This window comes from Ciceribacter sp. RN22 (genome assembly GCF_024054295.1).
GTDB lineage: Bacteria > Pseudomonadota > Alphaproteobacteria > Rhizobiales > Rhizobiaceae > Allorhizobium > Allorhizobium lividum.
Genome location: NZ_JAMXLD010000002.1, coordinates 1,333,492 through 1,357,088, shown reverse-complemented (window position 1 = coordinate 1,357,088; position 23,597 = coordinate 1,333,492). Strand labels below are relative to the sequence as shown.

Annotated in this window: 18 protein-coding genes and 1 pseudogene; 9 read left to right on the top strand and 10 right to left on the bottom strand. The window is 59.0% G+C overall.

Annotation, left to right across the window (positions count from 1 at the left end; translation table 11 throughout):
- Nucleotides 1-83: 83 nt before the first annotated feature.
- Nucleotides 84-785 carry a DUF1013 domain-containing protein gene (locus tag NHF53_RS21335; protein WP_112690591.1) on the bottom strand — a complete coding sequence of 234 codons (702 nt, stop codon included), beginning with the start codon at nt 783-785 and terminating at the stop codon, nt 84-86.
- A 236-nt stretch (nt 786-1,021) separates the two neighbouring features.
- Here NHF53_RS21335 and acs point away from each other — a divergent pair, with 236 nt between their 5' ends.
- On the top strand, nt 1,022-2,977 hold the full coding sequence (gene acs / locus NHF53_RS21330) for an acetate--CoA ligase (protein WP_252835923.1): 1,956 nt from the start codon (nt 1,022-1,024) through the stop codon (nt 2,975-2,977).
- 59 nt (nt 2,978-3,036) lie between these two features.
- Here acs and NHF53_RS21325 read toward each other — a convergent pair whose 3' ends face one another.
- Nucleotides 3,037-3,483, bottom strand: a complete 447-nt coding sequence (locus NHF53_RS21325; protein ID WP_252835922.1) for a thermonuclease family protein — start codon at nt 3,481-3,483, stop codon at nt 3,037-3,039.
- Nucleotides 3,484-3,535: 52 nt separating this feature from the next.
- Nucleotides 3,536-3,766 (bottom strand): DUF1674 domain-containing protein, encoded by a 231-nt coding sequence (locus NHF53_RS21320; protein ID WP_114364930.1) that lies wholly within the window; start codon nt 3,764-3,766, stop codon nt 3,536-3,538.
- 124 nt (nt 3,767-3,890) lie between these two features.
- Here NHF53_RS21320 and htpX point away from each other — a divergent pair, with 124 nt between their 5' ends.
- The 4 genes from htpX (at nt 3,891) to purH (ending at nt 9,794) form a co-directional block, all read left to right on the top strand.
- Nucleotides 3,891-4,850 (top strand): zinc metalloprotease HtpX, encoded by a 960-nt coding sequence (gene htpX, locus NHF53_RS21315; RefSeq protein ID WP_252835921.1) that lies wholly within the window; start codon nt 3,891-3,893, stop codon nt 4,848-4,850.
- On the top strand, nt 4,841-6,247 hold the full coding sequence (locus tag NHF53_RS21310; protein WP_374591243.1) for an RsmB/NOP family class I SAM-dependent RNA methyltransferase: 1,407 nt from the start codon (nt 4,841-4,843) through the stop codon (nt 6,245-6,247). Before htpX ends, NHF53_RS21310 begins: the two co-directional genes overlap by 10 nt.
- Nucleotides 6,248-6,404: 157 nt before the next feature.
- Nucleotides 6,405-8,081, top strand: a complete 1,677-nt coding sequence (locus tag NHF53_RS21305; protein ID WP_252835919.1) for a heparinase II/III family protein — start codon at nt 6,405-6,407, stop codon at nt 8,079-8,081.
- A 96-nt stretch (nt 8,082-8,177) separates the two neighbouring features.
- A complete protein-coding gene (purH, locus tag NHF53_RS21300) occupies nt 8,178-9,794 on the top strand; it encodes a bifunctional phosphoribosylaminoimidazolecarboxamide formyltransferase/IMP cyclohydrolase (RefSeq protein WP_252835918.1) in 1,617 nt (538 codons plus the stop codon).
- 50 nt (nt 9,795-9,844) lie between these two features.
- Here the strand turns inward: purH and NHF53_RS21295 are convergent, their stop codons facing one another.
- Both NHF53_RS21295 and NHF53_RS21290 read right to left on the bottom strand, forming a co-directional pair.
- Nucleotides 9,845-11,233, bottom strand: coding sequence for an MFS transporter (locus NHF53_RS21295; RefSeq protein ID WP_252836042.1), 1,389 nt, complete (start codon nt 11,231-11,233; stop codon nt 9,845-9,847).
- Between the two features lie 51 nt (nt 11,234-11,284).
- Nucleotides 11,285-16,069: an NAD-glutamate dehydrogenase gene (locus NHF53_RS21290; RefSeq protein ID WP_252835917.1), complete on the bottom strand. Its 4,785-nt coding sequence runs from the start codon at nt 16,067-16,069 to the stop codon at nt 11,285-11,287.
- A 172-nt stretch (nt 16,070-16,241) separates the two neighbouring features.
- Here NHF53_RS21290 and pdxY point away from each other — a divergent pair, with 172 nt between their 5' ends.
- Both pdxY and NHF53_RS21280 read left to right on the top strand, forming a co-directional pair.
- Nucleotides 16,242-17,120, top strand: coding sequence for a pyridoxal kinase PdxY (gene pdxY / locus NHF53_RS21285; protein ID WP_252835916.1), 879 nt, complete (start codon nt 16,242-16,244; stop codon nt 17,118-17,120).
- A gap of 94 nt (nt 17,121-17,214) precedes the next feature.
- Nucleotides 17,215-17,856 (top strand): carbonic anhydrase, encoded by a 642-nt coding sequence (locus NHF53_RS21280; protein WP_114364923.1) that lies wholly within the window; start codon nt 17,215-17,217, stop codon nt 17,854-17,856.
- Between the two features lie 18 nt (nt 17,857-17,874).
- On the opposite strand, the gene NHF53_RS21275 is transcribed toward NHF53_RS21280, so the two are convergent.
- Both NHF53_RS21275 and NHF53_RS21270 read right to left on the bottom strand, forming a co-directional pair.
- Nucleotides 17,875-18,696: a lytic transglycosylase domain-containing protein gene (locus NHF53_RS21275; protein WP_374591288.1), complete on the bottom strand. Its 822-nt coding sequence runs from the start codon at nt 18,694-18,696 to the stop codon at nt 17,875-17,877.
- Between the two features lie 171 nt (nt 18,697-18,867).
- Complete coding sequence (locus tag NHF53_RS21270; RefSeq protein WP_252835915.1) at nt 18,868-19,902, bottom strand: aspartate-semialdehyde dehydrogenase; 1,035 nt, start codon at nt 19,900-19,902, stop codon at nt 18,868-18,870.
- A gap of 487 nt (nt 19,903-20,389) precedes the next feature.
- Between NHF53_RS21270 and NHF53_RS21265 the strand changes: the two are divergent.
- A pseudogene (locus NHF53_RS21265) lies at nt 20,390-20,709 on the top strand (MFS transporter); the annotation flags it as partial.
- A 149-nt stretch (nt 20,710-20,858) separates the two neighbouring features.
- Nucleotides 20,859-21,416 (top strand): GNAT family N-acetyltransferase, encoded by a 558-nt coding sequence (locus NHF53_RS21260; RefSeq protein WP_252836040.1) that lies wholly within the window; start codon nt 20,859-20,861, stop codon nt 21,414-21,416.
- On the opposite strand, the gene NHF53_RS21255 is transcribed toward NHF53_RS21260, so the two are convergent.
- From NHF53_RS21255 to NHF53_RS21245, 3 genes are all read right to left on the bottom strand, one after another.
- A complete protein-coding gene (locus NHF53_RS21255; protein WP_114364920.1) occupies nt 21,417-21,812 on the bottom strand; it encodes a DUF2794 domain-containing protein in 396 nt (131 codons plus the stop codon). It lies immediately after the preceding gene.
- Nucleotides 21,813-22,066: 254 nt separating this feature from the next.
- Nucleotides 22,067-22,777 carry a thioredoxin family protein gene (locus NHF53_RS21250; RefSeq protein WP_252836039.1) on the bottom strand — a complete coding sequence of 237 codons (711 nt, stop codon included), beginning with the start codon at nt 22,775-22,777 and terminating at the stop codon, nt 22,067-22,069.
- 343 nt (nt 22,778-23,120) lie between these two features.
- Nucleotides 23,121-23,564 carry a hypothetical protein gene (locus NHF53_RS21245; RefSeq protein ID WP_252835914.1) on the bottom strand — a complete coding sequence of 148 codons (444 nt, stop codon included), beginning with the start codon at nt 23,562-23,564 and terminating at the stop codon, nt 23,121-23,123.
- Nucleotides 23,565-23,597 lie beyond the last annotated feature (33 nt).

Here is a 23,597-nt window from a genome sequence, read left to right as displayed (position 1 = left end):
GGCGTCGTCCAGCGAGAGCGCGCTGTAGAACCAAGAAGCCCCGCGGCGGGCGGGGCTTTGAAGTTTCAGTCGATGAAAGCGGCTCAGTAGAGATCGTCTTCGTCGTCGTCCTTGCGGTCTGACTTCAGCGACTTCAACTTGGCGAAAACCGCATTGGCATCAATTTCCTTCTCTTCGTCCTGAGAGAAGTCATAGCCAAGGTTTTCAGTTTCGGTCGCCGACTGGAGAGTTGCTCCGAGTTCGGCAGCGGTCGGCAGTGGTCGGCCCTTCGAGGCTTTCTCGACTTCCATGTCGAGGTCGATCTGGCTGCAGAGGCCGAGGGTGACCGGGTCCATCGGCGTGAGATTTGCCGAGTTCCAGTGGGTACGATCGCGGATCTGTTCAATCGTGCTCTTGGTGGTGCCAACAAGCCGCGAGATCTGCGCATCCTTCAATTCAGGATGGTTGCGCACGAGCCAGAGGATGGCGTTCGGCCGGTCCTGGCGTTTCGAGACGGGCGTATAGCGGGGACCACGCCGCTTGGAATCCGGAACGCGTACCTTAGGCTCCTGCAGCTTCAACTTATGGTTCGGATCAGCTTCGGCGCGGGCGATCTCTTCACGGGAAAGCTGCCCGGTTGCGATCGGGTCCAGGCCTTTGATGCCTTGCGCTGCTTCACCGTCAGCAATGGCTTTGACCTCAAGCGGGTGAAGCTTGCAGAATTGTGCGATCTGATCGAACGACAATGCCGTGTTATCGACCAGCCATACGGCCGTTGCCTTTGGCATGAGCAATGTCTGAGCCATGGAAATAGTCCTTCTTTGCGTCCGCGCCGGGGGCCGCGGGCCGTGGGTATCAACCACAATTTCCGGAGAATAATGAGCTATATACCCTCATTAAACGGTAATTGCAATTCTTCCTAAAACGGATGACCTTTGTCTAATTGCTGGGTCTGTATGACCTGCTATGAATGTGGCACATACGGCCGAAAACGGGAGTTCGGCATCCAGACCAGTTGGCGTTTCTACATGAGGAGGAGTTCATGTCAGCCAGAATCTATCCGGTCCTAAAGGCGGCGAAGAGCCGAGCCTTGGTCGACAACGAAAAATACCTGAAGTGGTATGAGGAAAGCACGGAGGATCCGGAGAAGTTCTGGGACAAGCACGGCAAGCGCATTGATTGGTTCAAGCCCTACACGAAGGTCAAGAACACGACGTTCAAGGGCAAGGTTTCGATCAAGTGGTATGAAGACGGGCTGACGAACGTTTCTTACAACTGTATCGACCGTCATCTGAAAACCCACGGCGAACGCACGGCGATCATCTGGGAAGGCGACAACCCTTACATCGACAAGAAGATCACTTACAATCAGCTCTACGAGCATGTCTGCCGTCTCGCGAACGTGCTGAAGGCCCACGGCGTGAAGAAGGGTGACCGCGTCACCATCTATATGCCGATGATTCCGGAAGCGGCCTATGCCATGCTGGCATGCGCCCGCATCGGTGCCGTGCACTCCGTGGTGTTCGGCGGATTTTCTCCGGAAGCGCTGGCCGGGCGCATTGTGGACTGCGAATCGACCTTCGTTATCACGTGCGACGAGGGTCTTCGCGGTGGCAAGCCTGTGCCGCTGAAGGAGAACACGGATACCGCGATCGATATCGCCGCCAAGCAGTTTGTCATCGTCAACAAGGTCCTGGTCGTTCGCCGTACGGGCGGCAAGATCGAATGGGCTCCAGGCCGCGACATCTGGTATCATCAGGAAATCGCCAAGGTGAAGCCTGACTGCCCGCCGGTCAAAATGCGGGCCGAGGACCCCCTTTTCATTCTCTATACCTCCGGTTCGACCGGCAAGCCGAAGGGCGTGGTGCATACGACCGGCGGCTACCTCGTCTACGCCTCGATGACGCATGAGTACGTGTTCGATTACAAGGATGGCGAGATCTACTGGTGTACGGCGGACGTCGGTTGGGTGACGGGCCACTCCTACATCGTCTACGGACCGCTTGCGAACTGTGCGACGACGCTGATGTTCGAAGGTGTGCCGAACTTTCCCGACCAGGGCCGATTCTGGGAAGTGATCGACAAGCACAAGGTGAACGTCTTCTACACCGCTCCGACGGCGATCCGTTCGCTGATGGGGGCCGGCGATCATTTCGTGAAGCGCTCGAGCCGTTCGAGCCTCCGTCTGCTGGGATCGGTCGGCGAGCCGATCAATCCGGAGGCTTGGGAGTGGTACTACAACATGGTGGGTGACGAGCGTTGCCCGATCGTGGATACCTGGTGGCAGACGGAAACGGGCGGCATCCTGATCACGCCGCTGCCGGGTGCGACGGATCTCAAGCCCGGCTCCGCAACGCGCCCGTTCTTCGGGATCAAGCCGCAGCTCGTCGACAACGAGGGCAATGTGCTCGAAGGAGCCGCCGACGGCAATCTCTGCATTGTCGACAGCTGGCCGGGCCAGGCACGATCGATCTATGGCGACCATCACCGCTTCGCACAGACCTACTTCTCGACCTACAAGGGCAAGTACTTCACCGGCGACGGCTGCCGCCGCGACGAAGACGGCTATTACTGGATCACGGGACGCGTGGACGACGTCCTCAACGTATCCGGTCATCGACTCGGCACGGCAGAAGTCGAATCCGCGCTTGTGTCGCACCATCTGGTTTCGGAGGCTGCTGTGGTCGGCTATCCGCATCCGATCAAGGGCCAGGGCATCTACTGCTACGTCACGCTGATGGCCGATCACGCCGGCGACGATGCGCTGCGTCAGGATCTCCTGAAGCACGTGCGTGCGGAAATCGGACCGATCGCCACGCCGGACAAGATCCAGTTCGCCCCGGGATTGCCAAAAACTCGCTCCGGCAAGATCATGCGGCGTATCCTGCGCAAGATTGCCGAGGACGACTTTGGCTCACTTGGCGACACGTCAACCCTCGCGGATCCGAGTGTTGTCGACGACCTGATCGCCAACCGGCAGAATCGCAACGGTCAGTAAATGATCTGACGCGAGAGGTCAGAAAGGCCGCCCCATGTCGTGGGGCGGCCTTTTGCTTTTCAATTGCAGGGGTGAAGAGGCTTTCGGCCGCCATCATATGACTCCACGAGTCCGGAGGCGAGCAAGACGTCTGCAACGCTTCGCCCATCCTTCAAGCGAATGTCGGCAAGCACCCGGCCGTAATACTTGTCAGCCGAGATGGCGAGCAGCGAAACCTTCGTGGTGAGGAGCCTCGACAGGCCATCTCGTGCTTGCTGCGCGGCAAGACGGGTCGCCTCACACTTCGCATGCAGCTCCGGTGCGTCGATTCCACGCAGTCGGACATAGGTCTCGATGCTATGTCCCGGCCACGGAGCGGCACTGACCAGAAGTGTATCTCCGTCCACGACGCGAATGAGCTCAGCTTCCACAGGGCCAGAGACCAGGTGATCCCCGGAAGCGGTCGCTGGGTGCCCGATAAAGGCGGCCAACAGGAGCAAGAGGGCGTAAAGAGAAGTCGAGCGCATTGAAGGATTATATTCCGATCTTTGGGCGCCGACAATGGGTATTTATTCCTTATTAGAAGTCAATCGCCCGACCCTTGATCTCCCAGTCGCCGAACCGCGCAGGATCGGCACCCCCTCGCCCGCCGATCTCTCGCGGCGGTTCGATCATGGTTTCGTTACGACGCCTTTCCTCGGCCTCCTTCAGTGCGCGTATGGCTGCAGCGGATAGCTTCTTCTTCACCGGTTGTGCCGTATCGGAGGCGCCGCCCGAGGACGAATGTGGCTGATCTTCGAAAGGTGTCATGTTCGTTCGCGTCCATGATGCGTTGGTACCCGGCAAATATTGAAATCGCCGGCTGAATTTTTAAATCATAATGTAGCTGTCGCGGTCGGCTATGTCCAACTGTGGCAAGCGTAGGGAGAAAAATATGAATTTCGTTCGTACCGCGATGCTGCTGGCGTTTATGACGGCGCTGTTCATGGGCGTCGGCTACTTGATAGGCGGTCAGAGCGGGATGTTTATCGCTCTCGTGATCGCCGCGGCCATGAACTTCTTCTCCTATTGGAACTCCGACCGCATGGTGCTCGCCGCTTACCGGGCACAGGAAGTCGATGAGAGTAACGCCCCGGAATTTTTCCGGATCATCCGGAACTTGGCGCAACGGGCGGGCTTGCCGATGCCGCGCGTCTATGTCTTCGACAGTCCTCAGCCGAATGCGTTCGCAACCGGTCGCAATCCGCAGAATGCAGCCGTGGCCGCCTCGACCGGCCTCCTGCATCGTCTGACGCCGGAAGAGGTGGCCGGCGTTATGGCACATGAGCTTGCCCATGTCGAAAACCGTGACACGCTGACCATGACGATTACCGCGACCCTCGCCGGTGCAATCTCGATGCTTGGCAATTTCGCCTTCTTCTTCGGCGGTCGCCGCGATGAGAATAACCCGCTCGGCGCTGTCGGACTGCTCGTCACCATGATCGTCGCCCCGCTTGCCGCCATGCTGGTCCAGATGGCGATCAGTCGTACCCGTGAGTATGCGGCCGACCGTCGTGGCGCCGAGATCTGTGGTGATCCCCGCTGGCTTGCGTCCGCCCTGCGCAAGATCGCAAGCGACAGTGCCCACATCGTCAACGACGATGCCGAACGTAATCCTGCGACGGCGCACATGTTCATTATCAATCCCTTGAGCGGCGAACGCATGGACAATCTCTTTTCGACCCATCCAAACACGGAAAACAGGATCGCCGAGCTGATGCGGATGGCGGAAGGTACGGGGGCGGTATCGACGCGGCCCAATTCCGCTGTTAAGCCGAGCCGTAGATCGCGCTCTGTTCCGGATACCGGGCGCGGCCGCATTGGCTCGCAACCGCCCAAAGGACCGTGGTCTTGAACGACAAAGAGAAGAGTAAGAAGGCCGCAGCCGACGAGACGAGGAACAGGAACAGCGCCCCAGACCACCGCCGGACCGCCTCAGATGCGAAAGCCGGGCTGGATGCCAGAATCGCGGCGAGTAGAATCCTTGCGGCTGTTGTTGATCGTCGGACGCCTCTGGACGGCATGCTGGATGCGGAGCATGGAAATCCTGCATACAGAGCGCTCGGCGAGGCGGATCGCGGCTTGGTGCGCGCCATCCTACAGACGGCCCTTAGGCACTTGCCGCGAATCGAGGCTATTCTCTCTTCGCTTCTCGAATCGCCGTTGCCGGATGGTGCCCGTTCTTTGCACCACCTCCTCGTGGTCGCGATGACGCAGATGCTTTATCTCGACGTGCCGGATCACTCAGCGGTTGATCTCGCGGTCGAACAAGCGATACGCGATCCCCGCAACAAGCGGTTCGCAAAGCTCGTCAATGCCGTCCTGCGGCGGCTGGGACGGGAGAAGGCGGCGCGACTCGCGAGTGTCGCTTCGCTTCCCTCGACGCCAAAATGGTTCTTCGATCGTCTTGTGGCCGTCTATGGAGCTGATGCAGCGGCACGAATAGCCGACGCCCAAAGCGGCCCTGCCCCCATCGATCTCACGGTGAAGAGCAATCCTCAAGGTTGGGCAGAGCGTCTCAATGGATGTGTTCTGCCGACGGGCAGCATTCGGCTTGCCGGATTTCGTGGTGGAATTCCCACTCTTGAAGGTTTTTCGGATGGCGAATGGTGGGTCCAGGATGCGGCTGCCGCTTTGCCTGCCCGACTTCTCGGTGACGTCGCCGGCCAACGGGTGGCCGATCTCTGCGCGGCACCCGGCGGCAAGACCGCACAACTTATCCAGGGCGGAGCTGTCGTTACTGCCGTTGAACAGTCCGAGAATCGTATTCGGCGGCTGAGGGAGAATCTCGCCCGGCTGCATCTCGAGTGCGAATGCGTGAATGCCAATCTGCTCGATTTCCGGCCGGCCGAGCTCTTCGACGGCATCTTGCTCGACGCACCCTGCTCGTCGACGGGGACGGCACGACGGCACCCCGACGTGCTTTGGACTAAGGGGCCGGAGGATGTGGCCAAACTCGCCGGTCTGCAGGAGAGGCTTCTTCGACATGCCCTGACGCTGGTGCGACCGGGCGGTCTCGTCGTTTTCTCGAACTGTTCGCTTGATCCTTCCGAGGGGGAGGAGGTCGTCGCGCGCGTCCTCGCCGATACGCCCGGCTATCAACGAGAACGCATTAGCGCTGCCGATTGGCCGGGCCTCGAAGAAGCGGTCACTCCGCTCGGCGAGTTGCGAACCACGCCCGCAATGCTGAGGCTGGAGGGAGCAGAAGGTGGTCTCGACGGCTTCTACGCCTGCATTCTCCGGCGCGATTAACGGAATATTTACCAAAACCGTTGCCATCATCGCAGAATAACGGCTAATCGCTCATTGCGCGGGTCGTTCATGCGCACGCGTCTGGTGGGCATGACACGGCGAGACTCTGGCAAGTTCCTCGCCCGATTTCGGCGCAGCCGCGCGCCATGGAAAAACGATGCGATTCACGGAACGCCAAAGGCTGGTCTATCTTTACCTCCGTGAGGCGTGGAGACGGATCTCCCGGCAGATCGCGATCGGCCACATTTCAGCCCTGCGCTTTGCCGGAGCGGGACCAGGTCGCCTGATTGTCGCACCCACAGACCTCAGGATTGTCGATCCGTTCGTCTCCGAAGAAATCCTCGTCCGGCGCTTTCCGCTCGCGGGAAAGATTCTGGATGCGGGTGACCGGTCGCCTTTCGAACTTGAGGCGCCTTCGCAACTCTTTGCGGTTCGTCTGCACTCTTTCGCTTGGCTTCGGCATGTGCGTGCTGACAAGACGGCGGAGGCATGCGCCAACGCTCGAGCCATTGTCGACGACTGGATTCGAATACATGGCACCCGCATCGCCGGACTGCCGTGGGACGCGGACGTGATTGCGCAACGGGTTATCGCCTGGTTGTCGCATTCACCGGTCGTCCTGCAGGACGCCGAGGGCGGCTTCTATCGTCGTTTCCTCAACAACCTCGCCTTTCAGATCCGCTACCTCAACCAGATAGCCGATCATGTTCCCGATGGACTGCCGAGGCTCAGGGTCCGGATCGCCCTTGCCATGGCTTCGATTTCCATGCAGATGCGGGGCATTTCTGTTCGCCGGGCGGCGCGGCACCTCGACCGCGAACTGGACCGGCAGATTCTGCCGGACGGTGGTCATATCTCGCGTAACCCAAACGCGGCGGTCGAAATCCTGTTCGATCTCCTGCCGTTGCGCCAGACCTATATCAACCTCGGCCACAACATACCGGTGAAACTCATCCCGACCATCGACAGGATGTATCCTGCAGTCCGCTTCTTCCGGCACGGCAGCGGTGATCTCGCCCTATTCAACGGCGCGACCTCGATTCTCGCCAACGAACTCATGTCGGTGCTGCGGTACGACGAGACAGCCGGTCAACCTTTCAAGTCGCTGCCGCACTCGCAGTACCACCGGCTTTCCGCGGGTTCGGCCGTCGTGCTCATGGATACCGGCTACCCTCGCTCGACGGAACTGTCCAAGACAGCTCACGCCGGCTGTCTCTCCTTCGAGTTCTCTTCCGGCCGCCATCGCCTCATCGTCAACAGCGGTTCTCCCCGCTTTTCCGGCGAGAAGCTGCGCCAGCTGGCGCGGACAACTGCGGCGCATTCGACCGTTTCGGTTGGCGAGATGTCTTCCGCCAGGATCTCGCGTTCACCCTTTCTCGGCCCGCTGATGGTGTCGGGCGTAACGACCGTCGAGCTGACGCGACAAACAGCGGCCGACGGGAGCGATCGGCTCTGTGCACGACACAACGGCTATCTTCTCGATTTCGGCCTCTGGCACGAGCGGGAGTTACGCATGAACGAGGCGGGGACAAAGATCGCCGGACGTGATCGTTTTCTCTTGGCGAACGGCGAGCCGCTGCAAGATCCGTCACCACCTGAAAGCGTTGGACGGTTCCACATCCATCCGGCGGTGCATCTCGAGCAGGTAGAAGATCGTGCCGTCCATCTGATTGCCCCGGACGGTGAGACTTGGGTCTTCTCCGTTCCGACGGGCGAACTGGTGATCGGTGAGGACGTCTTCTTTGCCGATGCCTCCGGTGCACGTTCTTCTGAGCAGATCGAAATTGCCTTTGACGGCCCGGAAATCCGCTGGTTTCTCGCCCATAAGTCTTAGGCCGGTTTCCTCTTGCTGCAAGCTGTGCTAGGCGGCAGCGACACATGCTATCCTCGGCGCTGCCGCAGCACGACCACTAGATTGGAGCAGAAAATCATGGCCGTCGTATCGAAGAAAATACCCGCTCCCGACCGGGTCAAGATCAAGACCGCTCTTCTTTCGGTCTCGGACAAGACCGGCATTGTCGAGCTTGCCCAAGCACTGTACGCCATGGGTGTGCGGCTTTTGTCGACCGGCGGTACTCACAAGGCGATAGCTGGCGCCGGTCTGCCCGTCACGGATGTCTCCGACGTCACGGAATTTCCGGAGATCATGGACGGACGTGTGAAGACGCTTCATCCGCGCGTTCATGGCGGCCTGTTGGCCATCCGTGACGATGCGGAGCACCAGCAGGCCATGCGTGAGCACGGCATCGATGCGATCGATCTCGCTGTCATCAATCTCTATCCTTTCGAGGAGGTTCGGGCGGCCGGCGGGGATTATCCGACGACCGTCGAGAACATCGACATCGGCGGCCCTGCGATGATCCGTGCGTCTGCCAAGAACCATGCCTATGTGACGATCGTCACCGATCCCACGGATTACGAGCCGCTGCTTTCGGCGCTCACGTCCGACGAGTGCCAGACGACCTACGCTCTTCGTCAGCAGTTGGCAGCGAAGGCCTTCGCCCGGACGGCTGCCTACGATACGATGATCTCCAACTGGTTTGCCGACGCCCTTTCGATCGATGTTCCGATGTATCGCACGATCGGTGGTGTTCTGAAGGAGAAGATGCGTTACGGCGAAAATCCGCATCAAAGCGCCGCCTTCTACGTCACCGGCGACGATCGCCCGGGCGTCGCGAATGCCACCCTGCTGCAGGGCAAGCAGCTCTCCTACAACAACATCAACGACACCGACGCGGCTTTTGAGCTGGTCGCCGAGTTTGCACCCGAAAACGGGCCTGCCTGCGCGATCATCAAGCATGCCAATCCCTGCGGCGTTGCGACCGGATCGTCTCTCGTCGAAGCCTACAAGCGAGCACTTGCCTGCGATTCCGTCTCTGCTTTCGGCGGCATCATTGCGCTCAACCAAACACTCGATGGGGAGACGGCTGACGAGATCGTCAAGCTCTTCACCGAGGTGATCATCGCGCCCGACGTCACCGAAGAAGCCAAGGCGATCATCGCCCGGAAGGCGAACCTTCGCCTCCTGACGACGGGCCGCCTCCCCGATCCGCGGGCTGCGGGAATCACGGCAAAGACTGTTTCCGGCGGGCTGCTGGTTCAGTCGCGCGACAACGTGGTCGTCGAGGATCTCAATTTGCGCGTCGTCACCAAGCGCGCGCCGACGTCGACCGAACTCGAAGACATGAAATTCGCGTTCAAGATAGCCAAGCACGTCAAATCGAATGCGGTGATCTACGCCAAGGACGGTCAGACGGCAGGCATCGGCGCGGGGCAGATGAGCCGTGTCGATTCCGCGCGCATCGCGGCCATGAAGGCGGAAGACGCGGCCAAGGCGCTCGGCCTCCCTCAGCCGCTGACGAGGGGGTCGGCGGTTGCCTCCGAAGCCTTTTATCCCTTTGCCGATGGTTTGCTTGCCGCCATTGCGGCGGGTGCGACGGCCGTCATCCAGCCCGGCGGCTCGATGCGCGACGAGGAAGTGATCGCGGCAGCCAACGAGCATGACGTGGCGATGGTCTTCACCGGAATTCGGCACTTCCGCCACTGATCGTAGCAACCCCGTTGCCTTTTTGGAGCTCGGCCTCGGCCGGGCTCTTTCTATTTCAGGCCGGTTGAGGGATTGCTGCCGGCCGGATACGGGGTAGTGAGCAGCACGAGAAATCCCCCTCCAAGATAGATGAGGACGCTCGCCATGCCGACGCGCGGTGAGCCGGTCCAATAGGTCAGCATCGAGAAGCTCAAGGTAGCCATGAAACTCGTGACGCGACCGGAGAGTGCGTAAATACCGAAGTAGCGTCCTGCTTCTTTCGGTGGGACGCTGCGGGCGAGATAGGAACGGGACGAAGCCTGAACGGGGCCGAAGGCGAGGCCGATCAGGATGCCGAACAGGATATAGGTTTTTTCGGCGGCGGTTCCGAAGAGGCCGGGCGTGGTTGCCGCGGAAAAGCTGACGGCACCGAAGAGCGTATAGCCCGGACCGGTCGAGATGATGCCGAACGTCGCTACGATCAGAAGGATAAGGCTGAGAAGCACTGTGAATTTCGAGCCGAACCGCCGGTCGACGCTGCCGGCTGCCAGACAGCCGAAGATCGCGACGACATTCAGGATTATCCCGTAGAGGCCGATTTCAAGGGTAGACCATTGGAACATCGCTGCGGCAAAAACGCCGCCCAGCACCAGCAGCCCGTTCACACCGTCCTGGTAGATCATGCGTCCGATCAGGAAGCGAGCGAGCCCAGATCTTCCCCGCAATTCACCCAGCGTCTTGCCGAGTTCACTCAATCCGGCTCTTACGGCCTCGCCGAAAGGCTTGCCCTTGGTGGCATCCGGCGTGAAGAAAAACATCGGCAGAATGAAGATGAGATACCAGAGAGCCGATATCGGTCCCGTGATGCGCGCATCCTCGCCACTTGCGGGATCCAGACCGAACAGCGGCGGCCGGTCGATCAGCGTCATTCCCGTCTTCGGGTTCGCCGCCAACAGCGTCACCACAGCAGTGAGGACGATGATGCCGCCGAGATAACCGAGGCCCCAGGCGATGTTCGAAATACGACCCACCGTTTGAGGTGTGACGAGACGTGGCATCATGGAGTCGTTGAAGACGACGGAAAACTCGGCTGACACCGTGGCAAGGATGATCAGAATGACTGGGACGAAGACAGGCGAGCCCGGGGCAGCGGTCCAGAGCAGGCTCAGGCTTACAATCTTGATCACGGCGAAAAAGCCGATCCACGGCTTGCGACTACCGGACTGATCGGCAATCGATCCGAGAATGGGGGAGAGTACGGCGATGATGATCGATGCGATCGTCGCCGTGTTGCTCCATGTCGCCTGGGCAGAGACCGGATCGGAAGTCATCCTTGAGACAAAGTAGGGTCCGAAGATGAACGTCGTCACCACTGTAAAAAAGGGCTGGGCTGCCCAGTCGAACAGCATCCAGCCCCAAATTCCGCGGGCGGGCACCTTTGCGGTTTCCGCCGGCGACATATCAATTTCAACCGCCACCAACTCTTCCCCCGAATGTTTCGGGGGAGAGTGTCACCTTGTCTTTCCGTGCGCAAGATCCGTCAGAAGGCCCGCGGCAACCGCGATTTTGGAAAGGCTCGGATCGCCGCTCTCGGTGATCGCAACCAGTTCGGTGACAAGCTGGTCGATGCGCTGCGGATCGGCTTGACGCCACGCAGCAATCGGGTCCCTCTCCCTGGCGTAAAGCGACAGCGCTTCGGCAACGATGTCACGCCTCGCCGCACCGATCTGATGGATGCTGCGGGTCAGTGAGAGGCTTTCGTAATGATCAGTCGTGGAGACGCGGTTGGCCGCTGCCAAGAGGCGTTCTATGCTGAAGGCCCCAGACACCGTGAAGTAGCTGCTGACCGTGCGCGCGATTGTCGCGCCGGTTCGCCCGGCGATCTGCATGACCTCCGGTACCAGCAACAAGACGGAAAGGCGAACGACGTCACCGGCAAGGTCCTCCGGCGCACCTGCCTGCACGAGCTCGGCAATCTCACGGTCAAGTCTTTGACGCAGTTCTTCCGGCAGAGCGGTTCCAAACGATTGCTTCAGCGATCTAACCGTCGACTTGAGGCGGGCAAGCGCATCGGTAATGCCGCCGGTCGAGAGTCCCGTTTCGACGAGCAGCCGCGAAACGCCGGTGTAGACCTCCGCCACGGCTGCGTAGAGCCTATTTTGCAGTTCTCCGGGCACCTCGGCGTCCAGCGCGTCGATACGCGCCCACAGATCGGTAAGATCGAGCCCGTCTCTCACCAGCAGTGCCGCCTTGACGACGTCGGCAGGAAGAACGCCGGTTGCGTCCGCGGTCATGACGACAAAGCCCGGGCCTCCACGGTTGATCACATGATTGGCCAAAACGGTGGCGATGATCTCTCGGTGCAGGCGGTGCCCGGCGATGTCTGCGGCGAACGCCTTGCGCATCTTCGCAGGGAAATAATTGAACAGCGTCGTCGCGCAATAGGGATCGTCCGGCAGATCTGAGGCCACCAGCGAGTCGAAGAGGACGATCTTCGCGTAGGAGAGCAGAACGCCTATCTCCGGGCGGGTCAACGCCTTGCCTTCCGCGTAGCGTTCGGCAAGTGCATTGTCGTCAGGCAGCATCTCGACCTTGCGATTGAGTCGTCCCGCTGTCTCGAGCGACGACATCAGCCGGCTCAATTCTTCGCGATTGCGAACGCCCTTCCTTTCGGTGAGCGAGATGGCCAAAGGCTGCAGATAGTTGTTGCGCAGAACGAGCGACGCAACTTCGTCCGTCATGTCGGCGAGCAACTTGTCGCGCTTCGCCATGGTAAGGCGATTTTCCGCAACAGCCGGCGCCAAGGTGATCTTGATATTGACCTCGACGTCGGAGGAGTTCACTCCTGCGGAGTTGTCGATGGCGTCCGAGTTCAGACGTCCGCCGTTGAGGGCATAGAAAATCCTTCCACGCTGCGTGACGCCGAGATTTGCCCCTTCCCCTATAACCTTGGCGCGGACCTCGTTTCCGTTTACGCGGATCGCGTCGTTCGTCCGGTCGCCGACCTCCGCGTCCGTCTCCCCCGGCGCCTTGATGTAGGTGCCAATACCGCCGAACCAGAGAAGATCAACCGGTGCCTTCAGGATTGCCGTCATGATTTCAAAGGGGGTCGCGGTCATCTGTTCGAGGCCGATCGCGGCGGCGGCCTCCGCCGTCAGCTCGATGGATTTCACGCTGCGGGAAATAATCATTGCGCCTTTCGAAAGCGCCTTGTGATCGTAATCCTGCCAGCTGGACCGCGGCAGGGCGAAAAGCCGCTTGCGCTCAGCGAAGGAAAGGGCCGTATCCGGATCCGGATCGATAAAAATGTCGCGGTGATCGAATGCGGCAACGAGGCGGATCTTTTCGGACAGCAGCATGCCGTTGCCGAAGACGTCTCCCGACATGTCCCCGACACCGGCCACCGTGAAGGGTGTCGACTGTATGTCGATGTTCATCTCGCGGAAGTGCCGCTTGACGGCCTCCCAGGCACCTCGGGCCGTGATGCCCATCTTCTTGTGGTCGTAACCGGCGGAACCACCCGACGCGAAGGCATCGTCCAGCCAGAAACCGGCTGCACGCGCAAGGGCGTTTGCGGTATCGGAGAATGTCGCGGTACCCTTGTCGGCGGCAACGACGAAGTATGGATCGTCATCGTCAAGCCGTACGGTATCCGCCGGCGGCACGATCCGTCCGCCTTGAATGTTGTCGGTGATCGACAGCAGCGTCGTAACGTATGTCTTATAGGCTTCCTTGCCCGCATTCAGGTATTCATCGCGACTTCCGCCCGACGGAAGCTGCTTGGGGAAGAAACCACCCTTTGCGCCCACCGGTACGATGACGGCATTCTTGACTTGCTGGGCCTTCACGAGCCCAAGCACTTCCGTGCGATAATCCTGGGCACGGTCGGACCAGCGCAGACCGCCACGCGCGACCTTGCCGAACCGGAGATGTACCCCTTCGACTTCGACGCCGTAGACAAAGATCTCGCGGAACGGACGTGGTTCAGGCAGACCTTCCAGATGCTGCGGATCGAACTTGAAGGCGAGCATCGGACGAGGTTCGCCATCTGGAGCCTTCTGGAAGAAGTTTGTCCTAAGCGTCGCATCGACTGCATTCAGATAGCGGCGAAGAATGCGGTCTTCATCGATGCTGGGCACGGAGACGAGGGCGGCCAGCAGCTCCTGTCGGCTGTCGTTGACCTTGCGCTGCCTGCTCTTCTCGCCAAGTGTCGGATCGAAGATGTCGCGGAACAGGTTGAAGATGGACGCGGCGATCTGCGGATATTTGTTCAGCGTTTCAGCAATATGGTTCTGCGAATAAACAATTCCGCACTGGCGCAGATACGCTGCATAGGCACGCAGAACGGTTACCTCGCGAGCAGTCAACCCAGCGGTCATGACCAGGCGATTGAAGGTATCGTTACCGATGGTACCGTTGAAAGCGCCGAGGAATGCATCCCCGAGCAGCTTCCCGTCACGACCGATGTCGAACTCGCCTCCGCCGCGAACTTCCAGTTCCATGTCGTGCAACACCACCAGCTTGTGGCTTTCCGATGCCGCGATCTGGATATCGAAGGTGCGTTCGCTGATGACGCCAAAGCCGAGATTTTCCAGAAGCGGCACGCGTCGCGACAACGGCAGATGCTCTCCGGCATGAAAGATCTTGAGATAGAGAAGATTGCCCTTATCGGAGGCTTGCTCGTGGAAGCTGATGCTGACCGGCTGCCCTTCGAGGCAGGCATTGATGTGCTGCAGGTCGGCCACGGCCTCTTCAGGCGTAAAGGCCTCCTGATAGGCGTGCGTGACGGTGAGTGCTGGTGCATCCGATCCGGCGAGTGCCGTGAACCGGTCCGTCCACCGCGCGGTGATCGCGCATACCGCCTCTTCGAGGCGGGCCTGTGGAATTCGAGGTGTCTTGCCTTCGTTGCGGCCGATGATGATATGGACGCGTGCGACTCCGCCCTCCGGAAATGCCGGGTAGTAGGCCGAGACATGGCCCTGATAGGCTTCCTTGAAGTAATTTCCGATCTTCTCGCGCACGAGAGAATTGTAATCCTCTCGGGGAACATAGACGATCAGGGAGACGAACCGGTCGAAATGGTCGATGCGCGGCAGAACGCGCACCCTCGGACGCTCGGAGAGATCGTTGATCTGCTCGCAGAATCGGGCAAGCAATTCAGCGTCGATCTGGAAGAGGTCGTCACGGGGATAGGATTCGAGTGTATTCTGCAACATGCGGCCGGAATGGCTTTGCGGGTCGAAGCCGAAGCGTTCGACCACTTTCTCGACCTTTGCGCGTAGCAACGGAATCTGGTTTACAGAGCGGGTGTAGGCTGTCGCGGTGAAGAGACCGACGACGCGAAGTTCGCCCACCACCTTTCCGGCTGCGTCGAAGCGCTTCACGCCTACATAATCCATATATGCCCGTCGGTGGACGACCGATTTCACGTTCGCCTTGGTAACGATGAGGAAATCCGGACCCTGCAGGAACTCCAGGATTTCCGGTGTCGTCGTCACGGCCTGCTTGCCGTGACGGAGAACTAACACCTCCGGGTCGGCGAGGATGCCGAGGCCACGCCCTCTGCCGCGCTCGAGTTTGGCGTCGGGACCGTCGCCCGTATAGACGTATTCCCGCATGCCGAGGAACGTGAAGTTGTCATTCTTGAGCCAGTCGAGGAATGCGAGCGCTTCGTCGCGCTCGGCTTGCCGGCGACCGGGTGCGAGGCGCTTTACTTCTTCTATCGAGGTCTCCAGAACCGCGAGCATCTCTTGCCAGTCAGTCGAGGCCATGCGGACCTGCTCGAGGACAAAGGCCAGACGTTTCTTCAACGTATCCGCTTGTTCGTCCGTGAGCGGTGCGAGGTGGAGTTGGATATAGCTTATCCGGTGCGCTGGATCGGTCGGCCTGTCCGGCCGGAAAAGCTCGACCGCCTTGTTCGGTTCCGTAACGAGAATGGGGTGGATCGCGAGAAAGATATCACGATGGAGGCTGGTGACCTCACCCATCACAGAATCATAGAGGAAAGGCTTGTTACGATCGACGATCGAAAGCACGCTCGTCGGTATGCTGGAGTGCTCGATCCCGGGAACGGGCTCGATCGTGATCTTCGGGTCGTGTCTGTTCCACCCCGCCACGTCTTCTGCTGCCCGCTGGGCCGAAAAGGCAAGCATGTCCGGCGTGTAGAGATCCAGGTCGTCGCTGCTGGCGCGGCCAAACAGAATATCCGGATCGATGAAGGGCTTCCCCAGTTCCTTAAGCCGCTTGTGGGTCAGCTCCCAATTGTGATCCCGCTTGGATTTCCTGCTTGCGACCATTGAGCCTTTCCTCCTTTATGCTCCAGTCTACAACACGACTCGTGTAGCCGCTGTTTAATATCGACTCGTTTAAGATTGCCATACAAATCGCCAATGAAATGGCGAAATATGACGTGATTTTGCGATTTTGTTACCAATATACGACAAAAATCGTGGGTGAGGACATTCGACCATGAACAAAAGCCCTTCCTGTGCGGTGATCGTCATCTCCAGCCACGTAGTTCGGGGCTCGGTCGGAAATCGCGCCGCGGTCTTCGCATTGGAAACGCTGGGCTATCCCGTCTGGGCTTTGCCGACAGTCGTGTTGCCGTGGCATCCTGGGCATGGAAAGGTGACGCGACTTTCGTTCCCGGAAGCCGGTTTCGACCAGCTGATTGATGATCTGATCGACGCCCCGTGGATATCGGAGGTGGGCGCGGTACTGACAGGCTACTTCGGCAACGCGGGGCAAACCCGTGCTGTCGCCCGGCTCGTCGCGGCACTCAAGGCGAGAAATCCAGACCTTCTTTATCTCTGTGATCCGGTCATGGGAGATATGGGCGGCCTCTATGTTTCCGAAGAGACCGCGAAGGGAATTCGCGACAACCTTATCCCGCTTGCGTCAATTGCGACTCCCAATCGTTACGAGCTCAGCTGGATGGTGGGAAGCTCGCTCGAGAACAACACCGCCATCATAGATGCCGCGTTGTCGCTCGGTCCTGCACGTATGCTGGTGACGACAGCGCTGCCGATGATGGCGGGTGGAGTCGGTAACCTGTTGCTTTCCGGCCGGCACGCATTGCTGTCAGAGCACAGATTGATCGACAATCCGCCAAACGGCCTAGGTGACCTCCTCGCTGCGGTGTTCCTGGCGCGCCTTCTTTCGGGGATACCGGAAGAGCGGGCGCTCCAGTTGGCAACCGCGAGTGTCTACGAAATATTGGCGCGAACGATGAAGCGCGGGAGCGACGAGCTGACGTTGGAAAGTGATGCGTCGAGCCTGATGTCACCGATGGCACTCGTGCAGATTCGACGGATCATGCATCCTGCCTTGAGACCCAAGTCCTCCTAATGAATGGTGTGGAGCACATCCGGCGCCGAAAGTCATGCAGGTTTGTTGGCGGAACGGATTGCATCTGTTTCCGGTCCAATATAATCCAAAATACATGCTGCGTTTTCCAGACACTCTCGTTACCGGTTACCGCAACTTCATGACCGGGCGCTACGTTGATGAGCGCGAACGTTACCGCGTTCTGGCCGAAACCGGCCAGAAACCCCAGACATTGGTGATTGCCTGCTGCGACTCCCGGGCGGCCCCGGAGACCATTTTCGACGCCGGTCCCGGTGAGCTCTTCGTGGTCCGCAACGTTGCGAACATGGTTCCACCCTACGAGCCGGACGGCCAATTTCATGCGACGTCGGCGGCACTCGAATTTGCGGTCCAGGCTCTGAAGGTGCGTGACATCATCGTCATGGGCCATGGACGATGCGGAGGTATTCGGGCGGCGCTCGATCCCAATGCGGAGCCTCTCTCGCCGGGTGATTTCATCGGCAAGTGGATGGGGCTGTTGAAACCCGCTGCCGAACAGATTCAGGCAAACTCCATCATGACCGCCGGCGAACGGCAGACGGCACTGGAGCGCATTTCAATTCGCAACTCGATTGCAAATCTCAGGACCTTCCCCTGCGTCAAGATCCTTGAGGAGCGCGGAAAGCTCAATATTCATGGCGCCTGGTTCGACATCGGCAATGGCGAACTCTGGATCATGAACCGCGAGACGCGTGATTTCCAGCGCCTCGAGCTTTAGATTCCGCGTGGCTGCGCGTTACCGGCCGTCGATCTGCGCACCGATATAGGCAATAGCCTGCTGATAGACGGATGCGGCGTTCCAGCCCTGAAGCGCTCCAAAATTCGGTTCGCCCGGCTGATATCCTGCGCCGGGCTGCCACCCGTGGCCACGCAAGAAATTGGCAGTGGAAGCCAAGGCATCAGCACGCGAGTGCACGAGGTCGATACGGCCGTCACCGTCACCATCAGCCCCGAAGCGGACGACATTGCGCGGCAAAAACTGCGTCTGCCCTATTTCTCCGTGGGCGGCGCCTCTGGCGTTGAGGGCCAGCGACTTGCTTCCGACGAGCTGGAGCGCGGCATAGAGCTGGTCGGTGAAGTAGTCCGTCCGGCGGCAGTCGTACGCGAGGGTTGCAACGGCAGAAAGCGTGTGCTCGTTGCCCATATAGCCGCCGAACCCCGTTTCCATGCCCCAGATGGCGATCAGCGGACCAGCGGGGACTCCGTACCTGCTTTCGATCCTCGAGAACAGCGAGGCATTGTTCTTCTTCATTGCCTTGCCACGAGAGATGATGACTGCACCGCCACGCTTCTTCATGAACTGATCGAAAGAGAGCTTGAAGCTCTTCTGGCCCCGATCCGCGCGGATGGTGTTGGTATTATAGGAAACGGTCGCGAACACTTGGTCGAGCAACCTTGCGTTCACACCTTGTCCGGCCGCTTCCTGCTTGAACTCCTGAATCCAATCTGAGAATCCCGCGGATGTCTTTCCGCATTGCGCTGCGCTTGCATTATTGACCGCTGCACTGCCTACAACCATTGCCAGAAAAGCTGCCGTGGCAAACTTTGAGAATTGCATAGAGACCTCGTGTTCCGCGTCCTGAACCTTGCTGGTGAACATGCCAGCCAGTATTGATTCTGTCACGCGGTAGTTTCGCACTCGCCAGTTACTTGAGGGCGACGCTCCGCGCACGCCGGCTTTACGCACCCGCCGCCGGCTCGGACCGGCGGCGGGGCAAATCACAAGATGTCAATTTGCGGCGTTCTTCGGCTTCAACAGGCCGCGGTTGACGAGCAGTTCCGCAATCTGCACTGCATTGAGTGCGGCGCCCTTGCGGAGATTGTCGGACACCACCCACATGTTGAGGCCGTTCTCGACCGTTGCGTCCTCGCGGATACGGGAAATATAGGTTGCATCCTCACCGGCACACTCGACCGGCGTGACGTAACCACCGTTCTCATGCTTGTCGACGACCAGGCAACCAGGGGCCTCGCGAAGGATGTCGCGGGCCTGATCGGCCGTGATTTCGTTCTCGAACTCGATGTTCACTGATTCCGAATGGCCGATGAACACGGGAACGCGCACGGCGGTGCAGGTAACCTTGATCGCGGGATCAAGCATCTTCTTGGTTTCAGCGAGAACCTTCCATTCCTCCTTCGTGTAGCCATCCTCCATGAAGACGTCGATGTGCGGAATGACATTGAAGGCGATGCGCTTGGTGAACTTCTTCGCTTCGATCGGATCGGCGACGAAAACGGCACGGGTCTGGCTGAAGAGTTCGTCCATACCTTCCTTGCCGGCACCCGAGACTGACTGATAGGTGGATACCACGACCCGCTTGATCTTTGCCGCGTCATGAAGCGGCTTCAAGGCAACGACGAGCTGGGCGGTCGAGCAGTTCGGGTTGGCAATGATATTGCGCTTCTTGAAATCGACGATGGCGTCCGGATTTACTTCCGGCACGATCAGGGGCACGTCGGCGTCATAGCGCCAGGCGGACGAGTTGTCGATTACGACGCAACCCTGAGCTCCGATCTTGGGGGACCACTTCTGCGAGATGGTACCGCCCGCTGACATGAGGCAGATATCCGTGTCGGAGAAATCGTAGTTCTCAAGGTTCTGTACCTTCAGCGTCCTGTCGCCAAAGGATACTTCGGTGCCCTGCGACCGTGCCGACGCGAGTGCGACAACTTCATCTGCCGGGAAGCCGCGCTCCGCGAGAATGCCAAGCATTTCCCGCCCGACATTGCCGGTGGCGCCTACAACTGCAATCTTGAAACCCATGTTTCCTGCTCTCTTTCTTTCTCTCCACGGCTGGTGAGGGGAAACCTTCGGCAAGTGCCTTGTTTCCGTATCCCCGGCCTTGCCGGGGAGAGAGCGGAGGCCAGAGACGTCAGACGGTTTTCGTCGTCGTTTTAGCCTTGATTGTGGATGAACGGGAGGCAAACGCACTCTGCCCGGCTGCATAGGCCAGGTCGGATGCCGCGACAATTGGCAGACCGAAACGGTGCATGAACGAATCCCTTTTCGGGCTGAGCTATTAAGGCGCTTTTCGACGGAGTCAAGTGGAAGCATAAGCGTACGACGCGTGCCCTCGCCCACTTACCAAGAGCCGAACGCCTGATCTCGCAGCTCCAATACTCATGGTCGTCCGTCGCCGTTGATGCGGCGAACGGCAGCATCAACGGCTTCACCGGCTATCCGCCCAAGCGCCTCTGCTTCCGAATCATTGGGTACCCGTCTCCGGCCACAAGGTGAGAGATCGAATGCTGGTGCCTTCAAGATGATTGCTGATCTCCAGGCCGTGAACTGGACAGGCATGATCGTCGTTCTCACGATCCTGGTGATCTATGTAACGATGGTCTATGGTCCGATCGCGGCGATGCTGGTCGAGACGTTCCCGACCCGCATCCGTTACACCGGCATGTCCCTGCCCTACCATATCGGCAACGGTTGGTTCGGCGGCCTGCTGCCGGCAACGGCTTTCGATATGAGCGCAGCCAAGGGGATATCTACTACGGCCTTTGGTGCCCGATCGTCATCGGCATGATCTTCCTTCGGGAAACGAAGGGTACCGACATCCACGCGTGAGTGTGAGTGTATTGAGCGGACTCAACTCGCAAAACGGGGTCCGGCACGGATAGTGCCGGGCTTTTCCTTGGCCGATTAGGACGTCGATCTTGTCGTGAGGCCATGTTTGTGGAAGATGCCGGTACTGCATCTTTTCCGGTATCTCAGTGATGTCCTACATTCTACGCGACACCAGGTCGACGGATGTTTCGTCGATGGCAACAATCTATGCGGACGCCGTGGTGACGGGCACGGCCAGTTACGAGCTGGTTCCGCCGACGCGAGAGGAAATGGCCTCGCGCTTCGCAGAGATAATCGGCAGGGGTTATCCTCATATCGCCGCCGTCGATGAGGACGGGGCATTCCTCGGCTATGCCTATGCATCTGCTTTCCGCACCCGGCCGGCCTATCGATGGCTCGTCGAGGACTCGATTTATCTCGCACGGGAAGCTCAGGGCAGAGGGATCGGCAAGGCACTGCTGCAGGAACTGGCAAGACGCTGCACGGCGCTCGGCTTTCGGCAGATGGTCGCCGTTATCGGCGGTGCGAGCCCCGCCTCGGTGCGCCTCCATAGCGCCTGTGGTTTTCAGTTAACAGGTACGCTGATCGGGACCGGCTTCAAGCATGGACGGTGGCTCGACACCGTTCTCATGCAATTGCCGCTGGGGGATGGCAACGCTACTGTACCGGACGAGGACGCCTATCCGGGTTCCCTGTTTGTAGGCTAGCTACTCCACCAGTTTTAGTTTCTTGTCGAAGACTTTCAGTACTTGCGTCAGTTCGTGACCACGCTTGAGCACCCGCCCGCTGGTATGGATCACCGAATAGGCGCCCTGTTTTGCGGCGAGTTTCGGATCCTTTTCGATCCGGTAAAGCGGCAGTTCTCCGGATCGCTTGAAGACTGAAAAGACGGCCTTGTCCTTCAGGTGGTCGATCGCATAGTCACGCCATTCGCCCTCGCCGACCATGCGTCCGTAGATCCAGAGGATTGAATCGAGTTCCTTGCGGTGAAACGTGACCGGAAGCGGATCACGACTTTGGCGGTAATCCTGTAGGCTGACGATAGGCGCGGAATGGCTCGCCTGCGATGCGTCCGTGCGCGGCAAATCCGGCTGATCGCTCATCAAGACTCCCCGGCTTTTCGATTTTGACAGATGAATGACAGTTTGCCTCAGACGGTAGAAAAAGCAAGCCGGTGCACAAACAAGTGCAGCACACTACCTTTCTTTTGGTCGCCGCATTTTGGTCAAAACAGTGCCCCATTTGCGACCGAAGCTGGCGTCACTGAGTTGGCGCGACGCGCCAAAGGTCCGGTCTGTTGCATTGACCCCTTACCCCCAGCCCCCCAATGCTTCTGGGCCGGACCGCCCCTCAGGGGTTACGCTCCGTCCTTGCCGATGATCATCGTCGCGCCGAGAATCGCGGACGGCTCTCCCTTCGCACTGGACGTCTGAAGCAGGACGGCGCAACCATCGTTCCCGTCCTTCGCCATGACTTTTGCCGGCAACACGAGGTGGAGTTCGCTTCCGTCCCACATCCCAACGGTCTGGACGTCGGTGACGCTGTTCCAGTACGCAACCTCCTTGCCGATATTCTCGCCTTTCAGAACATCGACGACCTCTTTGCGGCGGAAATAGACGATGACGACGTCTGCCTTGCCACGGCCATGCCCGACCGTGATTGTCAGCTCGTCGTTTTTGCGCGTCGCGCTAACGGGCACAGAAAGTCCGTACCCTTCCCGTCGCATTCGGTCCAGCTTGAGGGTGACCTCATCCGCGTCGGTGCCTTTCAGGTGGTCGCGACCGTTGAGAATGGCCTGCGGAGTATAGACGCCGCTACGACCCAGACTGCGGGCATAAGCATACTGGCGACCTGTATTCTCCGGCGTGGCCAGCGTGTCGTTCCAACCGATGTAGTTCCAGTAGTCGACGTGATAGGCGAGCGCCACGACATCGCTCATCTGCGCAAGCCTTTCGAACGCCCTGTCGGCCGGCGGACAAGAACTGCAGCCCTGCGAGGTGAAGAGCTCGATGACGCCTCGCGGCGTGTTACCGTCCTGGGCCTGGGCGGATGTACAGGCAACGGTCATGAAGACCAGAGCACAGCGGGCGAATACAGTCGAGGTCATCCGTCGAACCTGCTTACTCCTGAGGATGTCGCGCTTGGCGCTCTTGTCGCCGACATCCAAAAATAGTTACACGCCAGCAATACCCGCTCAACCTTCTGACGAGAAGTCACGATGGGGTGAGGCTCCCTTCTGTGATCGTCGATACTCCAAAAGAAAGCAACGGTGTTAAGTTTCAAGCACCGTTGCTCGATAGTCTCGCATCCTGGCATTGAGGATGATGATCATCCTGCGCATGACGGCGACGATGGGTCGGCATTCGACACTGGGCTATCTCAGCCCGATGGAATTTGAAAACAAGGTCGGATTAGCTTAACTCGGTGTCCGAAAAACCGGCAGCAGGCCAGTCAGCCGTTTTACCCCTTTCTGTCAGCAATCTTGCGGCAACCATGCCGGATCGGCCAAGACCGCCCCAACAACGTATAATAACCCGTCCACTATTATTTATTATATTATGAATTTTTCCGCTAGTTAGCGTCCATTCATGCTTATTTGTCGGAATATTATAATTTTCTATGGGAAATCGAATCCATGATATTCCCATATTTGACAGGTCATTACGAAATTCTGTCATGCTAAATGGAAATTCTGAGTCCTCGATAAGAGACAAAATCACTGTCGGATTCCATGCGCGTATTCTGTCCAGCGATTCTTGATAATTACCTCTTCGTCCTGGGCATGCCGTGAGGGCAATGGATGCGCCGTTTATCAAATCAACCGTCGATATTATCGATAAATCATAATCGTCCATTTCAAGATTCTTCCTTGTCGCGAAACTCTGGCA